This is a genomic window from Candidatus Poriferisocius sp. (assembly GCF_965208475.1).
Taxonomy (GTDB): domain Bacteria; phylum Actinomycetota; class Acidimicrobiia; order Acidimicrobiales; family Bin134; genus Poriferisocius.
Genome location: NZ_OZ242338.1, coordinates 1517802 through 1536924, shown reverse-complemented (window position 1 = coordinate 1536924; position 19123 = coordinate 1517802). Strand labels below are relative to the sequence as shown.

The 19123-nt window shown below is 63.8% G+C and carries 19 protein-coding genes; 7 read left to right on the top strand and 12 right to left on the bottom strand.

Features of this window, described 5'->3' with window-relative positions; translation table 11 throughout:
* Nucleotides 1-18: 18 nt before the first annotated feature.
* The gene (locus ACOGXA_RS07200; RefSeq protein WP_419926593.1) at nucleotides 19-978 is read left to right on the top strand and encodes a hypothetical protein; all 960 of its coding nucleotides are present in this window, start codon (nucleotides 19-21) and stop codon (nucleotides 976-978) included.
* 125 nt (nucleotides 979-1103) lie between these two features.
* On the opposite strand, the gene ACOGXA_RS07195 is transcribed toward ACOGXA_RS07200, so the two are convergent.
* From ACOGXA_RS07195 to ACOGXA_RS07175, 5 genes are all read right to left on the bottom strand, one after another.
* A complete protein-coding gene (locus tag ACOGXA_RS07195; RefSeq protein WP_419926592.1) occupies nucleotides 1104-1898 on the bottom strand; it encodes an amino acid ABC transporter ATP-binding protein in 795 nt (264 codons plus the stop codon).
* Nucleotides 1895-3319 (bottom strand): amino acid ABC transporter permease, encoded by a 1425-nt coding sequence (locus tag ACOGXA_RS07190; RefSeq protein ID WP_419926591.1) that lies wholly within the window; start codon nucleotides 3317-3319, stop codon nucleotides 1895-1897. The genes ACOGXA_RS07195 and ACOGXA_RS07190 overlap by 4 nt, the downstream gene beginning before the upstream one ends.
* Nucleotides 3320-3322: 3 nt before the next feature.
* Entirely contained in the window at nucleotides 3323-4870 is a 1548-nt protein-coding gene (locus ACOGXA_RS07185; protein WP_419926590.1) for an ABC transporter permease subunit, read from the bottom strand.
* 105 nt (nucleotides 4871-4975) lie between these two features.
* Nucleotides 4976-6097: an amino acid ABC transporter substrate-binding protein gene (locus ACOGXA_RS07180; RefSeq protein ID WP_419926589.1), complete on the bottom strand. Its 1122-nt coding sequence runs from the start codon at nucleotides 6095-6097 to the stop codon at nucleotides 4976-4978.
* Between the two features lie 109 nt (nucleotides 6098-6206).
* The gene (locus tag ACOGXA_RS07175) at nucleotides 6207-7376 is read right to left on the bottom strand and encodes an LLM class flavin-dependent oxidoreductase (RefSeq protein ID WP_419926588.1); all 1170 of its coding nucleotides are present in this window, start codon (nucleotides 7374-7376) and stop codon (nucleotides 6207-6209) included.
* A 91-nt stretch (nucleotides 7377-7467) separates the two neighbouring features.
* Here ACOGXA_RS07175 and ACOGXA_RS07170 point away from each other — a divergent pair, with 91 nt between their 5' ends.
* A complete protein-coding gene (locus ACOGXA_RS07170; RefSeq protein WP_419926587.1) occupies nucleotides 7468-7956 on the top strand; it encodes an NUDIX hydrolase in 489 nt (162 codons plus the stop codon).
* Nucleotides 7957-7967: 11 nt separating this feature from the next.
* Here the strand turns inward: ACOGXA_RS07170 and ACOGXA_RS07165 are convergent, their stop codons facing one another.
* Both ACOGXA_RS07165 and ACOGXA_RS07160 read right to left on the bottom strand, forming a co-directional pair.
* Nucleotides 7968-8225 (bottom strand): hypothetical protein, encoded by a 258-nt coding sequence (locus tag ACOGXA_RS07165; RefSeq protein WP_419926586.1) that lies wholly within the window; start codon nucleotides 8223-8225, stop codon nucleotides 7968-7970.
* Nucleotides 8222-9250, bottom strand: coding sequence for a glycosyltransferase (locus ACOGXA_RS07160; RefSeq protein ID WP_419926585.1), 1029 nt, complete (start codon nucleotides 9248-9250; stop codon nucleotides 8222-8224). Before ACOGXA_RS07160 ends, ACOGXA_RS07165 begins: the two co-directional genes overlap by 4 nt.
* A gap of 58 nt (nucleotides 9251-9308) precedes the next feature.
* Here ACOGXA_RS07160 and ACOGXA_RS07155 point away from each other — a divergent pair, with 58 nt between their 5' ends.
* Nucleotides 9309-10466: an MGH1-like glycoside hydrolase domain-containing protein gene (locus ACOGXA_RS07155; protein ID WP_419926584.1), complete on the top strand. Its 1158-nt coding sequence runs from the start codon at nucleotides 9309-9311 to the stop codon at nucleotides 10464-10466.
* A 56-nt stretch (nucleotides 10467-10522) separates the two neighbouring features.
* Here ACOGXA_RS07155 and ACOGXA_RS07150 read toward each other — a convergent pair whose 3' ends face one another.
* Nucleotides 10523-11089: a septum formation family protein gene (locus ACOGXA_RS07150; RefSeq protein WP_419926583.1), complete on the bottom strand. Its 567-nt coding sequence runs from the start codon at nucleotides 11087-11089 to the stop codon at nucleotides 10523-10525.
* Between the two features lie 43 nt (nucleotides 11090-11132).
* A complete protein-coding gene (locus ACOGXA_RS07145) occupies nucleotides 11133-12512 on the bottom strand; it encodes a sortase (RefSeq protein ID WP_419926582.1) in 1380 nt (459 codons plus the stop codon).
* Between the two features lie 75 nt (nucleotides 12513-12587).
* Between ACOGXA_RS07145 and ACOGXA_RS07140 the strand changes: the two genes are divergently transcribed.
* The 3 genes from ACOGXA_RS07140 (at nucleotide 12588) to ACOGXA_RS07130 (ending at nucleotide 15336) form a co-directional block, all read left to right on the top strand.
* Nucleotides 12588-14123, top strand: coding sequence for an AMP-binding protein (locus tag ACOGXA_RS07140; RefSeq protein WP_419926581.1), 1536 nt, complete (start codon nucleotides 12588-12590; stop codon nucleotides 14121-14123).
* Nucleotides 14124-14261: 138 nt separating this feature from the next.
* Nucleotides 14262-14876 carry a hypothetical protein gene (locus ACOGXA_RS07135; protein ID WP_419926580.1) on the top strand — a complete coding sequence of 205 codons (615 nt, stop codon included), beginning with the start codon at nucleotides 14262-14264 and terminating at the stop codon, nucleotides 14874-14876.
* Nucleotides 14869-15336, top strand: a complete 468-nt coding sequence (locus tag ACOGXA_RS07130; protein ID WP_419926579.1) for a TIGR02391 family protein — start codon at nucleotides 14869-14871, stop codon at nucleotides 15334-15336. The genes ACOGXA_RS07135 and ACOGXA_RS07130 overlap by 8 nt, the downstream gene beginning before the upstream one ends.
* Nucleotides 15337-15428: 92 nt before the next feature.
* Here ACOGXA_RS07130 and ACOGXA_RS07125 read toward each other — a convergent pair whose 3' ends face one another.
* The 3 genes from ACOGXA_RS07125 to ACOGXA_RS07115 all read right to left on the bottom strand — a co-directional run bounded on the left by ACOGXA_RS07125 (nucleotide 15429) and on the right by ACOGXA_RS07115 (nucleotide 18274).
* Nucleotides 15429-15710: a hypothetical protein gene (locus tag ACOGXA_RS07125; protein WP_419927063.1), complete on the bottom strand. Its 282-nt coding sequence runs from the start codon at nucleotides 15708-15710 to the stop codon at nucleotides 15429-15431.
* Between the two features lie 417 nt (nucleotides 15711-16127).
* Nucleotides 16128-17762, bottom strand: a complete 1635-nt coding sequence (locus tag ACOGXA_RS07120; RefSeq protein WP_419926578.1) for a fumarate hydratase — start codon at nucleotides 17760-17762, stop codon at nucleotides 16128-16130.
* A gap of 23 nt (nucleotides 17763-17785) precedes the next feature.
* A complete protein-coding gene (locus ACOGXA_RS07115) occupies nucleotides 17786-18274 on the bottom strand; it encodes a hypothetical protein (protein WP_419926577.1) in 489 nt (162 codons plus the stop codon).
* A 42-nt stretch (nucleotides 18275-18316) separates the two neighbouring features.
* Between ACOGXA_RS07115 and ACOGXA_RS07110 the strand changes: the two genes are divergently transcribed.
* Entirely contained in the window at nucleotides 18317-19117 is an 801-nt protein-coding gene (locus tag ACOGXA_RS07110) for a hypothetical protein (protein WP_419926576.1), read from the top strand.
* Nucleotides 19118-19123: the final 6 nt, after the last annotated feature.

The window sequence follows — 19123 nt, the reverse complement described above, 5'->3', positions numbered from 1 at the left end:
GCGTTGATCACAGCGACGGTGGCGCTGTTCTTGGCGGTGCTGCTGATCTCGCCCGCCGCCGCCCAGGAGGCTGACACCGGCCTGCCTGACTCGGATGTCGCCGATCCATGGGTGAATGCGGAAGGCATCCCAATCTGTTCGGCCGACATTCTGCCCCTTGTGTCAGTCGAGATTGTTGATCCTACTGATCCCCAGATGCAACGGAAGATCACTGTGCAGATAAGACCGAATCGCAGCGAACTCTGCAAGGGCAGTACGAACCCGCTCGGGTACACCACCATGCCGCCCGGCATCAACGAGCCGCAAAAGCCGTTGCCGATGGTCGAGCGCTCAGTCGTGACGTACAACGAGACCACAGATGCCTGGGAGACAACGCGCCAGACAGTGCCCGATATCTTCGCCGTCAACAAGGCATGGGAAGCATACAACAGGGAGGTCCTGGCTCGAGATGCGGCCCGGAAAGCCTACTCCGACTACGTGAACCCCAATCCGCCCGACGGCTACGTGAAGCCCACCGAACCGCCGGAGAAGCCAACCCCGTGGCAGTCGTGCGGCGAAACCGCCAATGACTGCAACACGTATGATTCAAAGTATGGTGAGCCTGGAAGGGACTACAGTGCTTCGGGCGGAAACACGGCGCCCACAGCCACGAGCACGTACACTACCAGTACCGATTCGGACGGCGATACGACGGCTACGGTCACGCCGGTAATGGTCACTCGCAACACCGACCTAACTGCTCGGGAACAAGCGAATAAGACGTGTACCAACAACTGTGAAAAGGCCGGAGATAAGGGTATGGCCTACCCGGCGATCTTCAAGCCGGACAATTGGATGGAGAATGCCGGCGAGTTCTTCGAGGCTTACGATCAACTCGACGACGGGGGAAATGGATCGCCGTTCTACACCTGCGAATACATGTATCCAGACCACAAGCCGGACGAGTTCACCTGCTACCTCCAAACACCGGGTTCGTAATCCCGCCAGCCAGGCGGCAAGCGGCCTCAGTCAGCAGGGAATCAACGTTCATTCCGCCAATGGTACCGGGAGACCGGATTGCTCTGTTTCCGACCCCACTGGGCCGCGAACAGCGAGTGCGGAGGCTAGAGGATCTGGGACAGGAAGAGTTGGGTGCGTTCTTCTCGGGGGTTGGTGAAGAAGTGCTCGGGCTCGCCCACTTCGACGATCTCGCCGTCGGCCATGAAGATGACCCGGTCGGCAGCCTCCCGGGCGAAGCCCATCTCATGGGTTACCACGATCAAGGTCATGCCCGTCTGTGACAGTTCCAGGATCACCTCGAGGACCTCGGAGATCATCTCGGGGTCTAGCGCAGAGGTGGGCTCGTCGAACAGCATGATCTTGGGCTGCATGGCCAGCGATCGGGCGATGGCCACCCGCTGCTGCTGACCGCCGGAGAGCTGGCCGGGGAACTTGCGGGCCTGCTCGGGGATCTTGACCCGCTCCAACAGCTCCATTGCCCTGTCTTCGGCCTGCTTCTTGGGCATCTTCAGAACTTGTCGGGGCCCCAGGGTGATGTTGTCGATCACGGTGAGGTGGGGGAACAAGTTGAACTGCTGGAAGACCATCCCGGTTTCCCGGCGAATGAGGGCGATGTTGCGCACGTCATCGGTGAGCTCGATGCCGTCCACCACGATGTGGCCCCTGTCGTGGTGCTCCAGCCGGTTGATGCAGCGGATGAGCGTGGACTTCCCCGATCCCGATGGCCCGATCACCACCACCACCTCGGCGGCGCCCACCCTCATGTCGATGTTCGAGAGCGCCTTGAACGTTCCAAAGAACTTGTCCACGCCGGACATTTCGACCATGGTCTCTCGCCCACCGATCTGGGTCGCGTCGCGGTTTACGCTGGCAGTGGAATTGCTAGTTGTATCTGTCATCGCTCTCCGACTCCGAGGTGGCGCTCGAGGCGCTGACTCTCTTTGGACATGGTGTAGCTAAGCGCCCAGTAGGCGATAGCCACGAACACCAGGGTTTCTGCAATTGCAGTAGTTGAGAACTCTTGCTGAGAGTGGACTAGCTCTCGGGCTCTGTAGAACTCCACCACACTGATGATGGCGAACAGCGAACTGTCCTTGAACAGGCTGATGAACTGCCCCACCATTGCCGGGATGACCGCCCGTAGCGCCTGAGGCAGAACGATGAGGCGCATGACTGCGGGGGGTTGAAGCCCGATGGCTTGGCCAGCCTCGATTTGGCCCTTGGGCACGGCTTGCAGGCCGCCTCGCACCACCTCAGCCAAATATGCCGAGCTGAAGATGGTGAAGGCAATGAGGGTTCGGGTCGTCAGCGAGAGTGGCGTCTCCACGTCTAGGAAGAAGTCGATGAAAATCTTCGCCACAAACAGGAGGGCAATAAAGGGAACGCCACGGAACAACTCGATGTAGCCTACGCAGAGCCAACGGACCACAGGCAGCGAGGAGCGCCGCCCGACAGCCAAGAGCAGGCTTAGCGGGAAGGACAAGGTGATGGCGGTAACTGTGGCCACCAAGGTGAGGTAAAAGCCCGACCAGTGGTCCCAGCTTATGCCGGACTTCTCGCCTATGAGCCAGTAGGCAATGCGGACGACAGCAATCGCGGCCACGATGGCTGTGATGCGCCAAGCGCTGCGGTGCCAAGGCGTGTCTGATTCCATCTTGGCCGTGGCTTGCATGGCGACAAATGCGCCTAGACCCGCAGTCCACCACCAAGCGCTGCCGTGTGTGCCCGAAACCACCTGGAAAGACGCTATGGACAACAAGGCCGATGCGTACCAAGAGGGCTGTCTAGCAGTACGTGGCAGTCGCATGGCCATCGACCGCGCCAAAAGACCTATTACCAGCGTGGAAAGTGTGAACAGCGTCGGCCAGATAGTGCGGGTGAACAGCAAGATGAAAGCCAGCAAGAAGAGGACTGGCCAATACCGGCGGAACAGACCCAAGGGCTTGGTCAGGCGAAATTCCACGCCGGTGTCTTGGGCTCGATCTCTGCTTTGCGCGGTTGAGGTCCCCCATGCCAGGCCAATTGCTGTTGCCACCAGGTACATCTGAGCCACAAGGCGCCATTGCTCGTCGCGGGGGTATGTGCCTGTCATGAGCAGCGTGAGGTTTTTCTGCACCGCCTCCCACTGAGCCGTGACCAACATGAAGCGACCGCCGTAGTAGAGGAGAATCGCCCCCAGCACAGTTGCGATTACCGAGACAAGGCCGTTGTACCAGGTGTTGAAGAGGTGTTTGCGCGCCCAATCAACCGCAGAAAGCTTGGCATCTGGGGGAAGGCTCTCTTTGGGGTCGGGACCAACAGGCGGTGCGGGCGTCGTCATTCCCTATCTCTCCTTTAGCTGAAGAGATCGGTTGTACACATTCAAAAGCGCCGAAACCACGAGGTTGATGGTCAAGTAGACCACCATCAAGATGAGCACGAGTTGAGGGGCGGGGAAGTTGATACCCCAGGCTGTGACCGCAACCTGCGTCAGGTCTGGATAAGCAACCAGGATGCCAAGGGAGGTGTTCTTGATGAGGTTGGCGCACTCACTTATGTAGGGGGGTATGGCAATCCTCTGGGCTTGGGGCAAGACGACATGGCGGTAGCGCTGACCTGTCTTCAGCGCTACCGACGTTGCTGCTTCGGTTTGGCCCTTGGGCACAGCGAGTATTGAACCCCGGACTATCTCGGCCACAAAGCTGGCGGTGTACAAGCCCAAAGCCAGGGTAAGAGACATGTAGCCGGAATTGGTGCTGAATCCCCCTACCACTCTTCGGCCAGATTCAGAAACGGCCGGCCAAGACCACGAATATGGCAAGCCTGTGGCGAGGAAGGCCAGCACGGCGATCACCGCAAGGGTGGCTAGCGACCAAATGACGCGGCGGTGGGGAATGCCGGTGCTGTCATTGCGTCGGGTGCGCCAGACCCAAACTGCCCCGGCGATGATTGCCGCAGCCAGCATGGCTAACCAGAAGGCGGCCAAATTGCCGTCTTCTGAGAGCGAGGGGATGGCCCAGCGGTCCTTGCTGACGATGATCCAATTGCTGTCTGAGCCTGGCAACTTGCCCTGCCACGGAGGATTGGCGGCGTTGAACCGTGGAAGAGGGCCGTAGGTAAAGATGGCAAACCCGAAGAAGACGATCACCACCAACGGGGGGATGTTGCGCAGGGTTTCCACGTAGATGGCTGCCCCCTTGGCCAATAGCCAGTTGGACGACAGGCGGGCAATTCCCACGAATAGTCCTACAAGGGTGGCTATGAAGATACCGACCAGTGATGCAGCAATGGTGTTCTTGAAGCCTATGAAGAGCGCCTTCCAAACGGTGTCCCGCACGTTGAAGCCGAAGGCGTCGCGGAGGGCCACTCCGTAGGGTTTGTCGAGGAAGTCGAAATCCTTGGGCAGGCCCAGCTCGTCCATCTTCACGATGAGGTTGTGGAACATCCAGCGGATGAGCGCTACCACCACGATCAGTGCCATTACTTGGCTGGCCACACGCAGCACGCGCACATCACGCCAAAGGGCTGGGGTGGCCGGTATGGGCACTCGTGGATCGCTGGTAGGGAGGGTCCTCTTTTCGACGCCATCCAGTACCGTGCGTATTCCAGCTACGGCCTTGCCTGGGGTCTGGCCAATTCGCACGGCGTCAATAGCCATGATTGCAACGGCGGCCGCGGGAACCGGCACGAGGAAGAACCAGGCAAGGACCAACTCTGGGTGGTCGCTGTATCCGTCGAGCAGCCTGAAGCCGAGCTGCCAGACCGACACCACCCCCACAAAGGCCAGCACCAGCAGATCGACCGCCCAGGCAATAGCCCTGCGGCCGATCGGTGCAGACGGGACTCCGGTGAGATCAGCTTGGGTATCGGCGGTTCCGGCAGTGCTGCTCATAGCAATGTGGCCTAGAACACTAGACGAGGGAAGCCCGCCGGTCACCGACCGGCGGGCTTATCAGCAAATCAGTTGCCTCCTGTCAAGAGGCGGGAGGATTTTCCCCTAGCGGTAGGGCGGGACGTACATGAGCCCGCCGTTGGACCAGAGGTCGTTCACACTTCCATCGAGGACGCCCAACTGCGGATAGCGGTTGAAGATCTCCTCGTAGTTGCCAACCTGCTCCACCACGTTCACCGCAAAGTCGGAGGGCAGGCCGAGCCCGGGATCGAAGCCGTCGCGGCCCAGGAAGTTCAAGATGTTGGGATCGGTGCCGGAGTAGCTGCCGATGTTGCTGGAGTCGAGTCCGAACTCCCAGGCCTGCACGGTGGCCATGGTGGCCCAGTTCACGACCTGGGCCCACTGGGTGTCGCCGTCACGCACCACGGTGCCGAGGGGCTCCTTGGAGATGAGCTCGGCCATGATGTGCTGGTCGGGGCCATTATTGCCCTCGATCTCGAACTTGAACACGCCGAGCACGCTGCTGTCAGCAGTCATGGCCTCGCACTGGCCCTGTTCGTAGGCCGGCACCAGGGTGTCGAAGCCTTCGAACGTGACTGGGTTGAACAGGATGCCCCGGGCCGCGAACACCGCGGTGAGGTTCAGCTCGGTGGTGGTGCCGGTGCTCACGCAGATGTTGGCCTCGGCCAAGTCGTCGAGCGTGGTGAACCCGGTGGAGGCCGGCACCATTAGGCCCTGGCCGTCGTAGTAGGTGGTGAACAAGAAGTTGGCGCCCTCGGTGCCGTCACGGGTGGCAGTCCACGTGGTGTTGCGGTTCATCACGTCGAACTGGCCCGATGCCAGTGCGGTGAAGCGCTCGGCGCTGGTGACCGGCACGATTTCCACGGCATCGGCATCGCCGAAGACAGCAGCGGCTACCACCCGGCACATGTCGATGTCGAAGCCTTCGTACTCGGCGTTCTCATTCAACAGAGCGAAGCCGGGCACGTCGTCGCGGGAGCCGCACAGCACATGGCCGCGGTCCATGACGTTCTGCAAAGTGCCATCGTCTTGGACTAGTTCGACAGTGGCTTCCGGGGCCTCAGTCGGCTCAGGTGCCTGTGTGGCCGCCTCGGTGGCCTCAGGGGCCGCGCCGTCGCTGTCGTCGTTTCCGCACGAGGCGGCAATCAACGAGAAGGCCAGCACCACCCCGAGCAGGGCCAGCAAGCGTTGAACGGATTTCTGCATGTCTTTGCTCCCAACGTTGGACTCAAGGGATGGTGAAACGCTAGCGGCTGGATTGCATCCTGACTAGGCCCCCCGAGATTTGTAACGGTTTCTTCAAGAAAGTGGCAGATCAGCCCTCGGCGGCGGCCATGGCGGCCTCGCGCTGGCGGGTCGAGCGGTGTACCGGGTCGGTGTCGAATACCGGGATGACGTGCTTGCCGAAGTTGGCGATGGTCTCGCGCACCACGTCCATGGGCAGCGTGGAGGTGAGCGGGCTAATCACGTATTGGTCGGCGCCCACCCGCTCGTACTGGCGGGACACATGGATGCAGTCCTCGGCGTTGCCCACGCACAGCGAACCGCCATCGATGGCCATCTTGACGTCGTCGTGGGTCGGCTCGGGTATGACGGCGGGCCACTCGGGGATGCCCTCTGGCTTGGGGAAGGTGTCAAGCCACCGGTACACGAGGCACTGGTAGTAGTACATGTGGCTCCGGGTGGACAGGTCGATGGCCATCTCCCGATCGTCGAGGCAGATCCCGAAGCCCACACACATGACGTTGTCGTGTACGTAGTCACCCACCGGGTTCTTGCAGCTCGCGATCTCGTTCTTGTAGATCTCGATCAGCGGGGCGATCTCGTCGGGTGTTCCGATGGTGAAGCACAGCACCCCGATGCCCAGCTTGCCCGCCTTCTCGAAAGTGCTCGGGCTTCCGCAGGCCACCCAAAGCGGGGGGTGAGGCTTGGTGACCGGCTTGGGGAAGATCTCCCGGGGCGGCATAGAGAAGCTGTCGCCCTCGTAGCGGTACGCCCCCTCGCGCCACATGTGGGGGATCTGGGCGATGGACTCATCCCACAGGCCGCGGGTGATCTCGGTGTCGGCCAGGCCGGTGGCCGGGTCGCGGGGCGCCCCGGGCATGCCGAAACCCATCACCTCGGTGGAGGACGACCCCCGGCCGGTGCCCAGCTCGAAGCGGCCATTCGACAGCACATCGATCATGGCGGCCCGCTCGGCCGAGCGCACCGGGTGGTTCACCGGGGCGGTGATGTTGAAGATGGCCGAGCCCAGATGAATGTTCTCGGTGGTGGACGCCACCGCCGACAAGAACACCTCGGGGGCCGACATGTGGGAGTACTCCCGCAAGAAATGGTGCTCGGAGGCCCAGATGTACTTGAACCCGTTGCGGTCGCAAAGCTGGGAGATCTCCAGGTTGTCGCGGATGCGCTGGGCCTCCCAGTCGGGATTGTCCTCGTAGCCGAAATCGGGCACGAAGCACTGGGCGAAATATCCGAACTCCATCTTGGGCCACCCCCGGGTGTTGGCTTGTTTGGCGGGACTGTACCGGAAACCTGCTGCCGGCTATCCATTCGGACGGGTATGGTCGGCGCCCATGGCATGGACCCTGCGCCGCCCCGCAGCCCGAGTGGTGCTGCTGGACCGGCAAGGACGCATTTTCTTGATGCAGGCCAGCGACCCCGTTGATCCCCACAAGGGGCCGTGGTGGGAGATTCCCGGGGGCGGTCTGGGGCCGGGGGAGGACTCTGCTGCTGGTGCCCGCCGGGAGCTGTGGGAGGAGACCGGATTCACCGACGTGGAAGTCGGCCCCTGCATTTGGACCCAGCATGTGGAGTTCGACTTTGCCGGCATCCACTTCGATTCCAACGAGCGCATACATGTGGCCTGGTGCCCCGATGGCGGCGAGTGGGACCCCCAGCATCTTGAGGCGCTGGAAGCGGCGGCGTTCGAGAATGCCCGTTGGTGGAGCTTGGAGGAGGTGCTGGCCTCAGAGGAGAAAATGCTGCCTGAAAGGCTACGCGAGTTCTTGCCCGCAGTGGTTGCCGGGCGGTTGCCCGAGGCGCCGATAGACATAAGCCCCTAGGGCAAGAGCCCCTAGGGCAAGGGCTCCTCGCGGTCGGCGGCTCGTACCGCGTAGGAGAAGATGATGGCGGGAGCGAGCACGAGCGAGCCGACGAGGAGGCAGGTGATGATGGCGGTGACCATGCTGCCGCGGAAGCTGGTGGCGAAGCCGGTGAAGAACAGGGCGGCGGCGGCCAGATAGAGCAGGTAGCCCAGCCGCTGGCCGATTGCGGTCAACCGGGCGATTAGTCGTCGGCGGTTGGCCAGATCGTCGGTGCTCTGATCGCTCATGGGCGCCATCCGGCGTCATCCAGCAGTGCGACCAGGTCGGATCGGACTCGTTCCAGGGAGAAATGCCGGCAGGCGATGGCTTGATTCTTGTCCAGCAGGCCGGCATCGGGGCAGTCCAAGAACGCCTGCACCTCGTCGAGGCGCTCGGGGGAGAACCACCGAAAGCCGAACTCGGCCAGCTCGCGGGCCACCGGATAGCCGCCCACGACGCAGGGCCGTCGCCATATGGCCGCCTCCACCGGGGGATTGCCGAACCCCTCCCAGGTGGAGGGGAACACAACCAGATCGGCGGCTGCGTAGATGTCGGGGGTTCGGGCCACGGGCCGGTGGATGACCGGGCAGCGGGCCTCGGCCAGCAGCCGGTTCAGGGTGGCGCCGTAGCCTTCTTCGGCTTGCCCCATCAGCCAATAGGCGCCGCCCACCGCTTCGGCGATGGCGATGGCCGCAGGGATGTTCTTGCGGGGGATGGCTCGAACGGGGTGGGCAACCAGCAGGGTTTCATCGGCCACTCCCAGCTCTTTTCGCATCGCGGCCCGGTTGCCCTCGGGTTTGTGGGTGTCGAAGCCGTTGTAGATCACCGTGGTTTCGATTCCCCGCTGGGCGAACTGTTCGGCAGTGAGTCGGTTGATGACCACATGGCGCCAAGAGGAATGGTGGGCGGGCAGTTCGGTTACCGAGGCGAACCGCTCTCGCTGCCACGGAGGATCGTGGTGGTGCAGGATGGCGGGACGACCGGCCAGTGTTCGGGCAACGGTGCGAGCGGCCGGGAGGTTCAGCGGGATGGTGCAGAGGTTTTCCACCACAACCAAATCGACGTCGGCCACCGCAGCGGAGAACGCGTCGGGGTCCGGCCCATCAAGCTGGCCGATGCCGAGACCGGGGATCAGCCGGTCAACTGGGCCTTCGCCGGCCACCGTCACCATGTCGAAGCCGATGTCGGCCAGCATCTCCTGCCAGAGCCGGGCCACGACGGACACGCCGTCGCTCAACCCCAGTCGAAATGAGACGATCGCGCCGCGGGCCATTCCCGCGAGGTAACCAGATGTGCCCCTCTTGTGAGACTTTTTTGTGAGACTTGGGGGGATGGAAGGGCCAGCCGAACAAAGTCGCTCGGAGGTGCGGGAGGCGGCGCGGGCGGTTTTGGAGGCCCACTGGGTTCCCGAGGGCTACGCCGCGCCGAATCCTGCGACCTACCCGTGGCAGTGGCTGTGGGATTCGTGCTTCCACGCGGTGTGCTGGGCTGGCCTGGGCGACGACCGCGCCCTGACCGAGCTTCAGACGGCGCTGTCGGTTCAGAGCGAAGACGGATTCGTCCCCCACATGAACTATGCCCGCAATCCCGGTGCGGCAGTTGACTTGTGGGGACGGGAAGGCGCCTCGTCCATCACCCAGCCCCCCATGTACGGGCATGCCGTTGCCGAACTGGTGCGCCGGGGCGCCTATGTCGATCCCGAGACCGTGGCCCGAGCCGAGCACGGCCTGCGGTTTCTGCTGTTCGACCGCCACCGCCTCCCCAGCGGGCTGGTGGCGCTGTGCCATCCGTGGGAGAGCGGTGCCGATGACAGCCCCCGCTGGGATGACAACTGTCCGGGCGGTTTCTCTCTGGAAGCTTGGCGTCGGACCAAGAACCAGCTGGTGATGTCGATCGAGCGCAGCTCGGCACGCTCCCCGGTGGCCAATCCCGCGTTTGAGTCAGCGTCGGCGGGGTTCAACGCTTTGGTGGTGTTCAACGCCTGGGAGCTGGCCGCGGTGGCCGGGCGGTCGGAGGCAACCGACCGGGCTGACGAACTGGCCGGCCACCTGGCTGCTCGCTGGGACGGCTCTCTCCGCACCTGGGCAGACGCCGGCGCGTGCGAGTCGGGCTCGGGGCGGGCGCGCACATTGGACGGCCTGCTGCCGATGCTGGTTTCCGCCGAGCCCGAACGGATCGACGCGGTGGCTGCCGACCTGGTTGATTCGGCGGCCTACGGCGGAGGCTGCGGGCCGGCGGGTGTTCACCGCCAGGAGCCCGGTTTCGATCCCCGGGCGTATTGGCGAGGACCGGCATGGCCCCAGCTCAGCTACCTGATGTGGGTGGGATTGCGCCGACACGGCCGGGTTGAGGCCGCCGAGGCGGTGGCCTCAACCACGGTGAGGGGGGCGATGCGGAGCGGCTTTGCCGAGTACTGGGACCCAGACAACGGTGCCGGGGGTGGCGCTGTGCCGCAGTCGTGGGCGGCTTTGGCCGCGCTGATGGCATGACGCTTTCTCGCGGCTCAGAATCACTTGGCCCAGAGCGGGCATTTACGAGCAGGCATTCAGAGGCCGATGTTTTCCACATCGGTCTTTAGGAGCCACCGATTGCGGTCGAACAGATAGCAGGAGATCCGGCGGTGATAGTTATCGCCTTCCCAGTCGGTTCGGCTAGGGGTGATCATGCCGATGTCGAGCTCTGACAGCTCATAGACCAAGCCCACAAACGGCTCGAATTGCTCATAGCACTGCATCTGCCCCCAATCGTCGACCGCCTTTTCTCCGGGATATGGGGCGCCGGGCGGGGCGTCGTGGATCACTATGGCGTACACCTGGGCGTTGTGGGGCCGGGTGCAGCCGATGGCGGTGGTCAACTGCGCGGGCAGGTCGTTGCGGTCCAGATACCGGTACTGGTTGAAGCAGGTTCCCACCAGCAGGTCGTAGGGCTCGGTGACGATCCCCTCGAACCGGTCCCGCAGATCCTCCTCAGTGGGCAGCAGATCGGGCTCGGCCGTGGGCTCGACAAAAATCTCGTTGGGCCGGGACTCCTCGGACTCGTCGCCGCCGCAGCCGGCAGTGGCCAGTGCCAGTGCCAGCGCCACGGCCATCAGGACGCGGTTCGCGCTCGGCATCTTGTGGCCCATTGACCCGTGGTGTGAACCGTGGCCCATTGGATCAGTAGGAGGGGAGGATCCGGTCGATATGCCAGAACGCCATGAACAGCACGACTAGGAAGGGTAGGGCGGACAGGGCGTAGGCGGGCAGCCTCCTCCACCGGTGGCCCGCGAACAGGGCGGAGCTCCAGACTGCCAGCGCGGCCAAACCCCACAAGATGGCCGGCGCCCACGCATCGGTGTCGCCATTGAGTCCCTCGCCGAAAGAATCGGTTGCCGGGGCGGGCGGCTCCGCCGCTGGCACGGGGCTGCGCGGCTCGGTTGGCGGCTGATCTCCGGCGGTGGTTATCGGCGCTTGTTCAGGAGCCTCTTCGGCGGCCTCCGCGGTCGGGGTTTCAGCCGGAGCCTCCTCTGATGCCGCTGCCGTTGGCCCATTGGTGTCCGTCGCGGGGTCGCCGGCGGAGCTGTCAGTGGTCGGGGCTGTGGCGGGGTCGGCCGCAGTTGGGGTCGGGATAGGGGTGGCTGCTTCGGCAGGATCGGCCGGTTCGGCGGGATCGGCCGGCTCGCTTACGTCCTCATCGGCCAACTGCACGTCGGCTTGACCCTCCTCGCCGAGTTGGCGATAGGAGGGAGCGGGCTCGCTCACCAACTCGGCCACCACGATGATGCGCTGGCGGGCCGAGCCCTTGGGATGGCAGGCGGTGAGGGTGAGGCGGTTGGGGTATTCGCTGAAATCCTGGTCGAGCACCTCGACTGCGCTGGGCGCCACGATGATGTGACCGTTGCCGTTTCCCAGGTCTGCCACTTGGTAGACGAACCTTCCCTGGATGGTTTCAACGAAGATCTGGTTGCCGGGGACCAGCTCGTCGATTTCCCCGAAGGGGGCCCCATAAGTGGTGCGGTGCCCGGCGATGGCCGCGTTTCCCGCCTGGCCGGGCAGGGCGGTGTTGGGGTAGTGGCCCGGGGCCTTGCGGAGGTCGCTGACCCGGACTCCCTCGATCACCGTCTTGGACACCCCGAGGGAGGGGATGTGGATCCGGGCGACGGGCGATCCCCAGTCGGGGTAGAGCAGGTCTAGCCAGGCAGGATCAGGAGTGGGCTCGGGAGTGGGCCCGGATGTGGCGGTGGGTTGGGGAGTGGCTGTCGGGGTCGGGCTTGCCTCTACCGGGTCGGGCTCTTCGACAACAAGCGTGTCTTCATTGGGTTCAGGGGTGGGCTCGGGGGGAGGTTCGAGGGTGGCGGTCGGTACCGGGACGGGAGCCGGGGGGCTCAAGGTCCCTGAAGCCTCCAGCAGGCTGGAGAACTCGCTTTCTAGATCTTGCTGGGCTCGAGCCTCGATGACACCGGTACCCCATAGCTGGAAGATCCCGAACAGCAGGATGATGAGCCCGACGGAGATGACGGTCTTGCCGACCACTCCTAGAACCCGCGCAACCGTCACGACCGGAATTGTACGAGTGGACTGGGGCGAACCCACAGCAGGCGCTCTACGCCATGCGGTGGATACGGTGGGGGCATGAAGGTTGCTTTGTGCGTGGGGGACTTCCTGGACCGGGCCGAGTCGGTGTACGGCGACCGGGTGGGCATTGTCGACGAGCCAGATCAGCCGGCGGAGAGCTGGGGGGAGCTGACCTATGCCCGGATGGCCGAGTTGGCCCGGGCTCAAGCCGCATCTTTGGACGAGCACGGGGTGGGTTTCGGCGAGAGGGTGGCCATCGTCTCCCACAACGCCGCCCGGCTGATGGTCTCGCTCTTCGGTGTGAGCGGGAGCGGCCGAGTGTGCGTGCCCATCAACTTCAGGCTCAACCAGGACGAGATCGGCTATATCGTGGAGCACTGCGGGGCGTCGATGCTGCTGATCGACCCGGAACTGGCCGACACGCTGGCCGATGTGGACTGCCGCCACCGATATGTGCTGGGCGACGAAGCTGATGACGCCCTGTTTCGGTTCGACGTCGAGCCTGAGCAGTGGACGCCCGATGAGGACGCCACCGCCACCATCAACTACACGTCGGGCACCACCGCCCGCCCCAAGGGCGTGCAGATGACCCACCGCTCCCTGTGGCTCAACGCAGCCACTTTCGGCTGGGCTGCCGGGGTGAGCGACCGGGATGTGTACCTCCACACTCTGCCCATGTTCCACTGCAACGGGTGGGGGATGCCCTATGCCGTCAGCGGGGCCGGCGCCCGCCACATAGTGCTGCGCAAGGTGGACGGCGTGGAGATCCTGCGCCGGGTGGAGCGCCACGGGGTGACGTACCTGTGCGGAGCGCCCGCAGTGGTGGCCGCGGTGCTGGACGCGGCCCAGGACTGGGAAGGGGAGATTCCCGGCTCGGGCCGGGTGCGGATGACCGTGGCCGGCGCCCCTCCGCCCACCCGCACCATCGAGCGGATGGAGACCGAGCTGGGCTGGGAGTTCATGCAGCTCTACGGCCTCACCGAGACCGCTCCCTATCTGACCATGAATCGACGTCGAGCCGAGTGGGACAAACTGAATCCGGCCGAGCGGGCCGTCAAGCTCTCCCGTCAGGGTGTCCCCGCTTTGGGCATATCGCTGGACGTCGACGAATCCGGCGAGGCGCTGGCTCGGGGCAACCATGTTATGACTGGTTATTGGGAGCAGCCCGAGGAGTCCGCTAAGGCCCTGGCCGGGGGTTGGTTCCACACCGGAGACGGCGGGCATATCGACGAAGAGGGCTACCTCACCCTGTTGGACCGCAAGAAGGACGTGATCATCTCCGGCGGGGAGAACGTGTCGTCCATCGAGGTGGAGGACGCCCTGTTCGCCCATGAGGCGGTGGCCGAGGCGGCCGTCATCGGGGTCCCCGATGAGAAGTGGGGCGAAACCGTGAAGGCCCTGGTGGTGCTGTCGCCCGGAGCGGCGGCCTCCGAGGCCGAGTTGATCCAGCACTGCCGCAGCCGCCTGGCCCACTACAAGTGCCCCACCTCAGTGGAGTTCCGCGGCGAACTGGCCCGCACCGCCACCGGCAAACTCCAAAAATACCGCCTCCGCGAGCCCTACTGGACAAGCCGCGACCGCCAGATCAACTGATCTTCTGCCCTCCCAGCGTTCTCGGCGGAACCGAGGATTCAACTGGTGCAGCACCTTGGTACAATTCTGGGAAAGGCATGTCCGACTTGGCGCTGTCGGTCAAGTTCTCGCAATAGAGTCGTACGAAAGGATCAAACGGTGCCAACCGACCTGGATGACTTGGCTGGGATCGTCGCCACAGCCAAAAGAGCAACTGAAGAGTTGTCGGATGCCGATCTTCGCCGGGTTGCATTTGAACGAGTGCTGGATCACCTTCTCAAGAACGGAGAATCCAGTCCCGCAGGCGAGTCTGCCAAAACGGTTGCGGTCCAAGCAGCTACGCCGGTCAACGCAGCTACACCGAGCGCCGATGGCGTGTTCGCAAAGGAGCAGCAGCGCGTTGACGCTATAGCCCGCTATTTCAAGATCGAGCCAGAGGAAGTTAGGCACATCTTTGAAACCTCAGGCGAGGAGCCTGTCTTGCAAGTCCATTCGGGCGGATTGGCCGATTCTCGGGCTGAAGCGGCCCGCGAGATCGCACTTCTTGTTGGTGGGGCGCGAACTGCCTTGGGCCAGGAGACTTCAACTTCCGATATCCGCTCAGCGGCCGATGGCTACGGGAAACTTGACACTGGCAACTTCATGAAGACATTGGGTGCCATGTCGGAGATCTCAGTCCTTGGTCGACACGGTTCCCCGAATCGGGTTGTACGGATGAAAGTGCATGGTGCCGAAAAAGCCCGGACTCTTGCCCAGCGGCTGATCGGTGGCTAGCGCAGCGGCACGGGGGGAACAGGAATCACCAACTGAAACTGCAATCGGATCTCCACCGATCCACGTAGGGCGGTTTCACTTCGAGGTTGAACGGGCTCTAGCCCTGTTCGAGGATGGCCATCACGACGAGGCGGTGCGAAAGGCCTCCCAGCGGTTCATCAACCGGGTGCAGGGATGGGTCAACCGGCCCGACCTTGACGGTGTCGCCTTGATCAACAAGGTCTTCTCTTCGGACGCCCCGCTTCTGATATTCAACGACCGCTCTACTCCCATTGAGCGAGACGAGCATGACGGCTACAGGTACCTTGCCGTGGGCTTGGCCAGCGCACTGCGAAATGTTGTCACTCATCATGATGACTATGGTTTAGATCATGAAGCAGCGTGGGAATGGCTGGTGTTTATCAGCGCCATGCACCGTCGTCTGGATCAGGCCGAACAGGTGACTGAGCATTCAGCTTGACCATGCCAGAATGGCGATGCGAGAAGGCTGGCTTGGCGAATTGGATGACATGAGCCCTTCTTGGGAAGCGGCTAGGCGGAGCGGGCGGACAATCAGCTCAGCAGATTCTCGACGGCGCTTTCCATTGATCTGCCCTCGGGGGAGGTTTCAAGCCAGGCTCGAAGGTTCTTGCGGGTAGTCGCAACGGTGGCCTGCTCATTGTCGGCGAGGATTGCATTGAGCTGCCGCTTGGCCGCCTCCTGGGCCGCTGTGCCGGCGTTGCACACCACGAGATGGTTGTCCTTGTCGATGGGAAGCACAGCTCGAAGAGGCGGCAGCGTGACGTAGGGGGCGACGGTCTCTCCAAGATGCACGTCGACCAGGTGGGACTCCATCTACTGTGCCGGGAGTTCTCAGCTCGATGAGGGGGAGGCTGCGCCACGGCTCTTTCGCCTGGCTGCTGACTCGGGGCCGTGTGCGCGCGATGCCGGGGCGCGTCATCTTCGACGGTGCGCCTTATGGCCGCGACCAGGAAAGAACCGGATCCGCAGGCGGGGTCGAGCACCCTGTCGCGCAGCGGCTCGGCCACGGCTGACTCCACGATGGCCGCCGCCAACCAGGGAGGGGTGTAATACTCGCCAAGCCTCTGCCGCTCAGACGACGGGATAACTGTCTGATAAAGGACTGAGGCGAGGTCGGCCTGGTATCCCCCCTTCTGCGACTGAACCTTAGAGGCGATATCCGCCTTGCGTTTGCTCGGATGGTGCGGGCGCGCGCCTCAATCAAGGCATCGGCATCGGAAAATAGGCGGCCTAGCCCAGCGAAACTGGGGTAGACACCTCGGTGAAGAAGTCGTTGCCTTTGTCGTCGGTGATGATGAAGGCGGGGAAGTCCTCCACTTCGATCTTGTATACCGCTTCCATGCCCAGCTCGGGGTACTCCAGCACGTCCACTTTGCGGATGGAATCCTTGGCCAGCCGGGCCGCGGGGCCGCCAATCGAGCCCAGGTAGAACCCGCCGTGGCGGGCGCAGGCGTCTATCACTTGGCGCGACCGGTTGCCCTTGGCCAGCATCACCAGGCTGCCCCCCGCGGCCTGGAACTGGTCCACATAGGCATCCATGCGCCCCGCTGTGGTGGGGCCAAATGAGCCGGAGGCGTAGCCCACGGGGGTCTTGGCCGGACCGGCGTAGTACACCGGGTGGTCGCGCAGGTACCCGGGCATGGGCTCGCCGGCGTCAAGCCGTTCCTTGATTCGGGCGTGGGCGATGTCTCGGCCCACCACCAAGGTGCCGGTGAGCGACAGACGAGTTTTCACCGGGTGCTTTGAAAGCTCGGCTCGGATGTCGGCCATGGGCTGGTCCAAGTCGATGCGCACCACCTGGCCGCTCAGCTCATCTTCGGTTATCTCGGGGAGAAAACGGGCCGGGTCGGTCTCCAGTTGTTCCAGGAATATCCCCTCCGCGGTGATCTTGCCCAGAGCCTGGCGGTCGGCCGAGCACGACACCGCAACTCCGACAGGGCAGGAGGCGCCGTGGCGGGGCAGCCGGATCACCCTCACGTCGTGGCAGAAGTACTTGCCGCCGAACTGGGCCCCGATCCCGAAGTTCCGGGTCAGCTCCAAAATGCGGTTCTCCCACTCCAGGTCGCGGTAGGCGTGGCCGGTGGCCGACCCCTCGGTGGGCAGCGTGTCCAGATAACGGGCCGAGGCGTATTTGGCCACCTTAAGCGTGTACTCCGCGGAGGTGCCGCCGATGACCACCGCCAAGTGATAGGGCGGACAGGCGGCCGTGCCCAGGGTGCGGAGCTCCTCGTCCATGAACCGGGTGAGCGAGCCGGGGTTGAGCAGCGCCTTGGTCTCCTGGAAAAGGTACGACTTGTTGGCCGAGCCTCCGCCCTTGGCCATGAACAGGAACGAGTAGGCGTCTCCCGGCGTGGCGTAGATCTCGATCTGGGCGGGCAGGTTGTTGCCGGTATTGCGCTCCTCGAACATGGACAGAGGGGCCAGCTGCGAATAGCGCAGGTTCGAAGTCTGGTAGGTGTCAAACACTCCTCGGGCAATGGCCCGCTCATCGTCGGCGTCGGTCAGCACTCGCTCGCCCTTGTGGCCCACCACCACCGCGGTCCCGGTGTCCTGGCAGCCGGGCAGCACCCCGCCGGCGGCGATGTTGGCGTTGCGGAGCAGCTCGACAGCCACAAACCGGTCGTTGGCCGAGGCCTCGGGGTCGTCCAAAATGGCGGCCAGTTGGGCCAGGTGTCCGGGCCTCAGCAGGTGGGCGATGTCCCTCATGGCCTCGCTGGTGAGCAGCCGGATGCCCTCGGGGTCGACTTGGAGGAACTGGCGGTCGCCCAGCTTGATGGGCGATACGTAGTCCGCAGTCAGCAGCCGGTATTCGGTGGTGGTGTCAGGCTCCTTGGGGAGCAGTTCTGTGTAGGCGAATTCGGCCATTTGCTCGCCTCTGTCGGCTCATCTCAGCCTAGTGCCGGGGTGCCGCTGAACGGCGATGGGTCTCCGGCATCGGGAATCACGGGAGGTTGCCAGCTCATCGCCTTGCTGAGTTGCGCCGCGAAGTTTCTCCAGTCGGGCGGGTTCCAGCCTTCGGCGGACGCCCGCAGGTTGAGCTGGTGGTCGAGGTGGACGATGGCGGGCAGCGACTCCAGCCCCAGGGCTCGCACCACTGAGCGGTCCTGATCGGCGAACGCCAGGATCTCCTCGGCCCACGGCCCCAGGAACTCCTGGGCTTCATCAGGCGATGCGGTGACCAAGAACGCCACTCGGCAGTCGGCACCGACAAAGTTGCGCAGAACACGGCCAGCGGTGTCGATCATCCACGAGCTCTCGTAGGTGTACGGGTCGAGCACCACCATGACCAGGTGGAAGACGGTAACCCAGTCGCCAATGGGGCGGGGTTCGCCGGTCAGCGGCCTCAAAGCCACATCGGCGTCAAGCGTGGTGGACATCGCATTCGAAGTTACCCCAGGACAGTGGCATAACCTCATGTCGTGCACCCGATAGAGCACCTTCGCTATGTGGCCCGGTCGTCAGGGGTGGGTCAGGAATCCCTGGTTCGGGAGACGGCGGGAGCGCTGTTGAGTTTCGGCCACGACCCCGCCGGGCTGGTCACGACCTGCCGGCGCATGATCGCCCGCCAGCCCTCCTCGGGTCCCCTCATGTGGCTCGCTTCTCGGGTTCTCACCGCGGCCGACCCCTGGTCAGAAGTCCGGGCGTGTATGCAGGCAATCACCGAGGACAGAACCGCCCGCATGCTGTCGCGCGAGTTGCCCGCCGAGGTTGCTGTCTGCGTGCTCGGATGGCCCGACCTGATCGGAAGCGCCTTGCGGCTGAGAGGTGATCTGCGGGTACTGGTCGTGGATGTGCTGGGGGAGGGCCACCATTTGGTGCGCCGTTTGTCTGAACAGGACAGCTGGGTTGATGAGGTGGACGAGAGCGGGCTGGGAGCGGCGGCGGCCTCATCAGATTTGGTGCTGTTGGAGACGACCGCGGCGGGCCCCGACGGGTTCTTGGCTGTTTCCGGTTCTCGGGCCGCAGCAGCAGTGGCCCGCGCCGCCGACGTGCCTGTTTGGCTGGTGGCCGGCAGGGGGACAGTCTTGCCGGGCCCGATGTGGAGCTCGCTGACCGAGAGGGCATTGGGAATGGTAGAGGCGTGGGAGGCTGACGAAGAGGTTGTACCCCTAACGTTGGTGGACGCAGTGGCTGGTCCCGACGGACTGGTCTCAGTGGCCGAAGCGGTTTCCGGCACCGACTGCCCGGTGACCCCTGAGCTGTTCTGCGCAGCCATTTGACCGGCC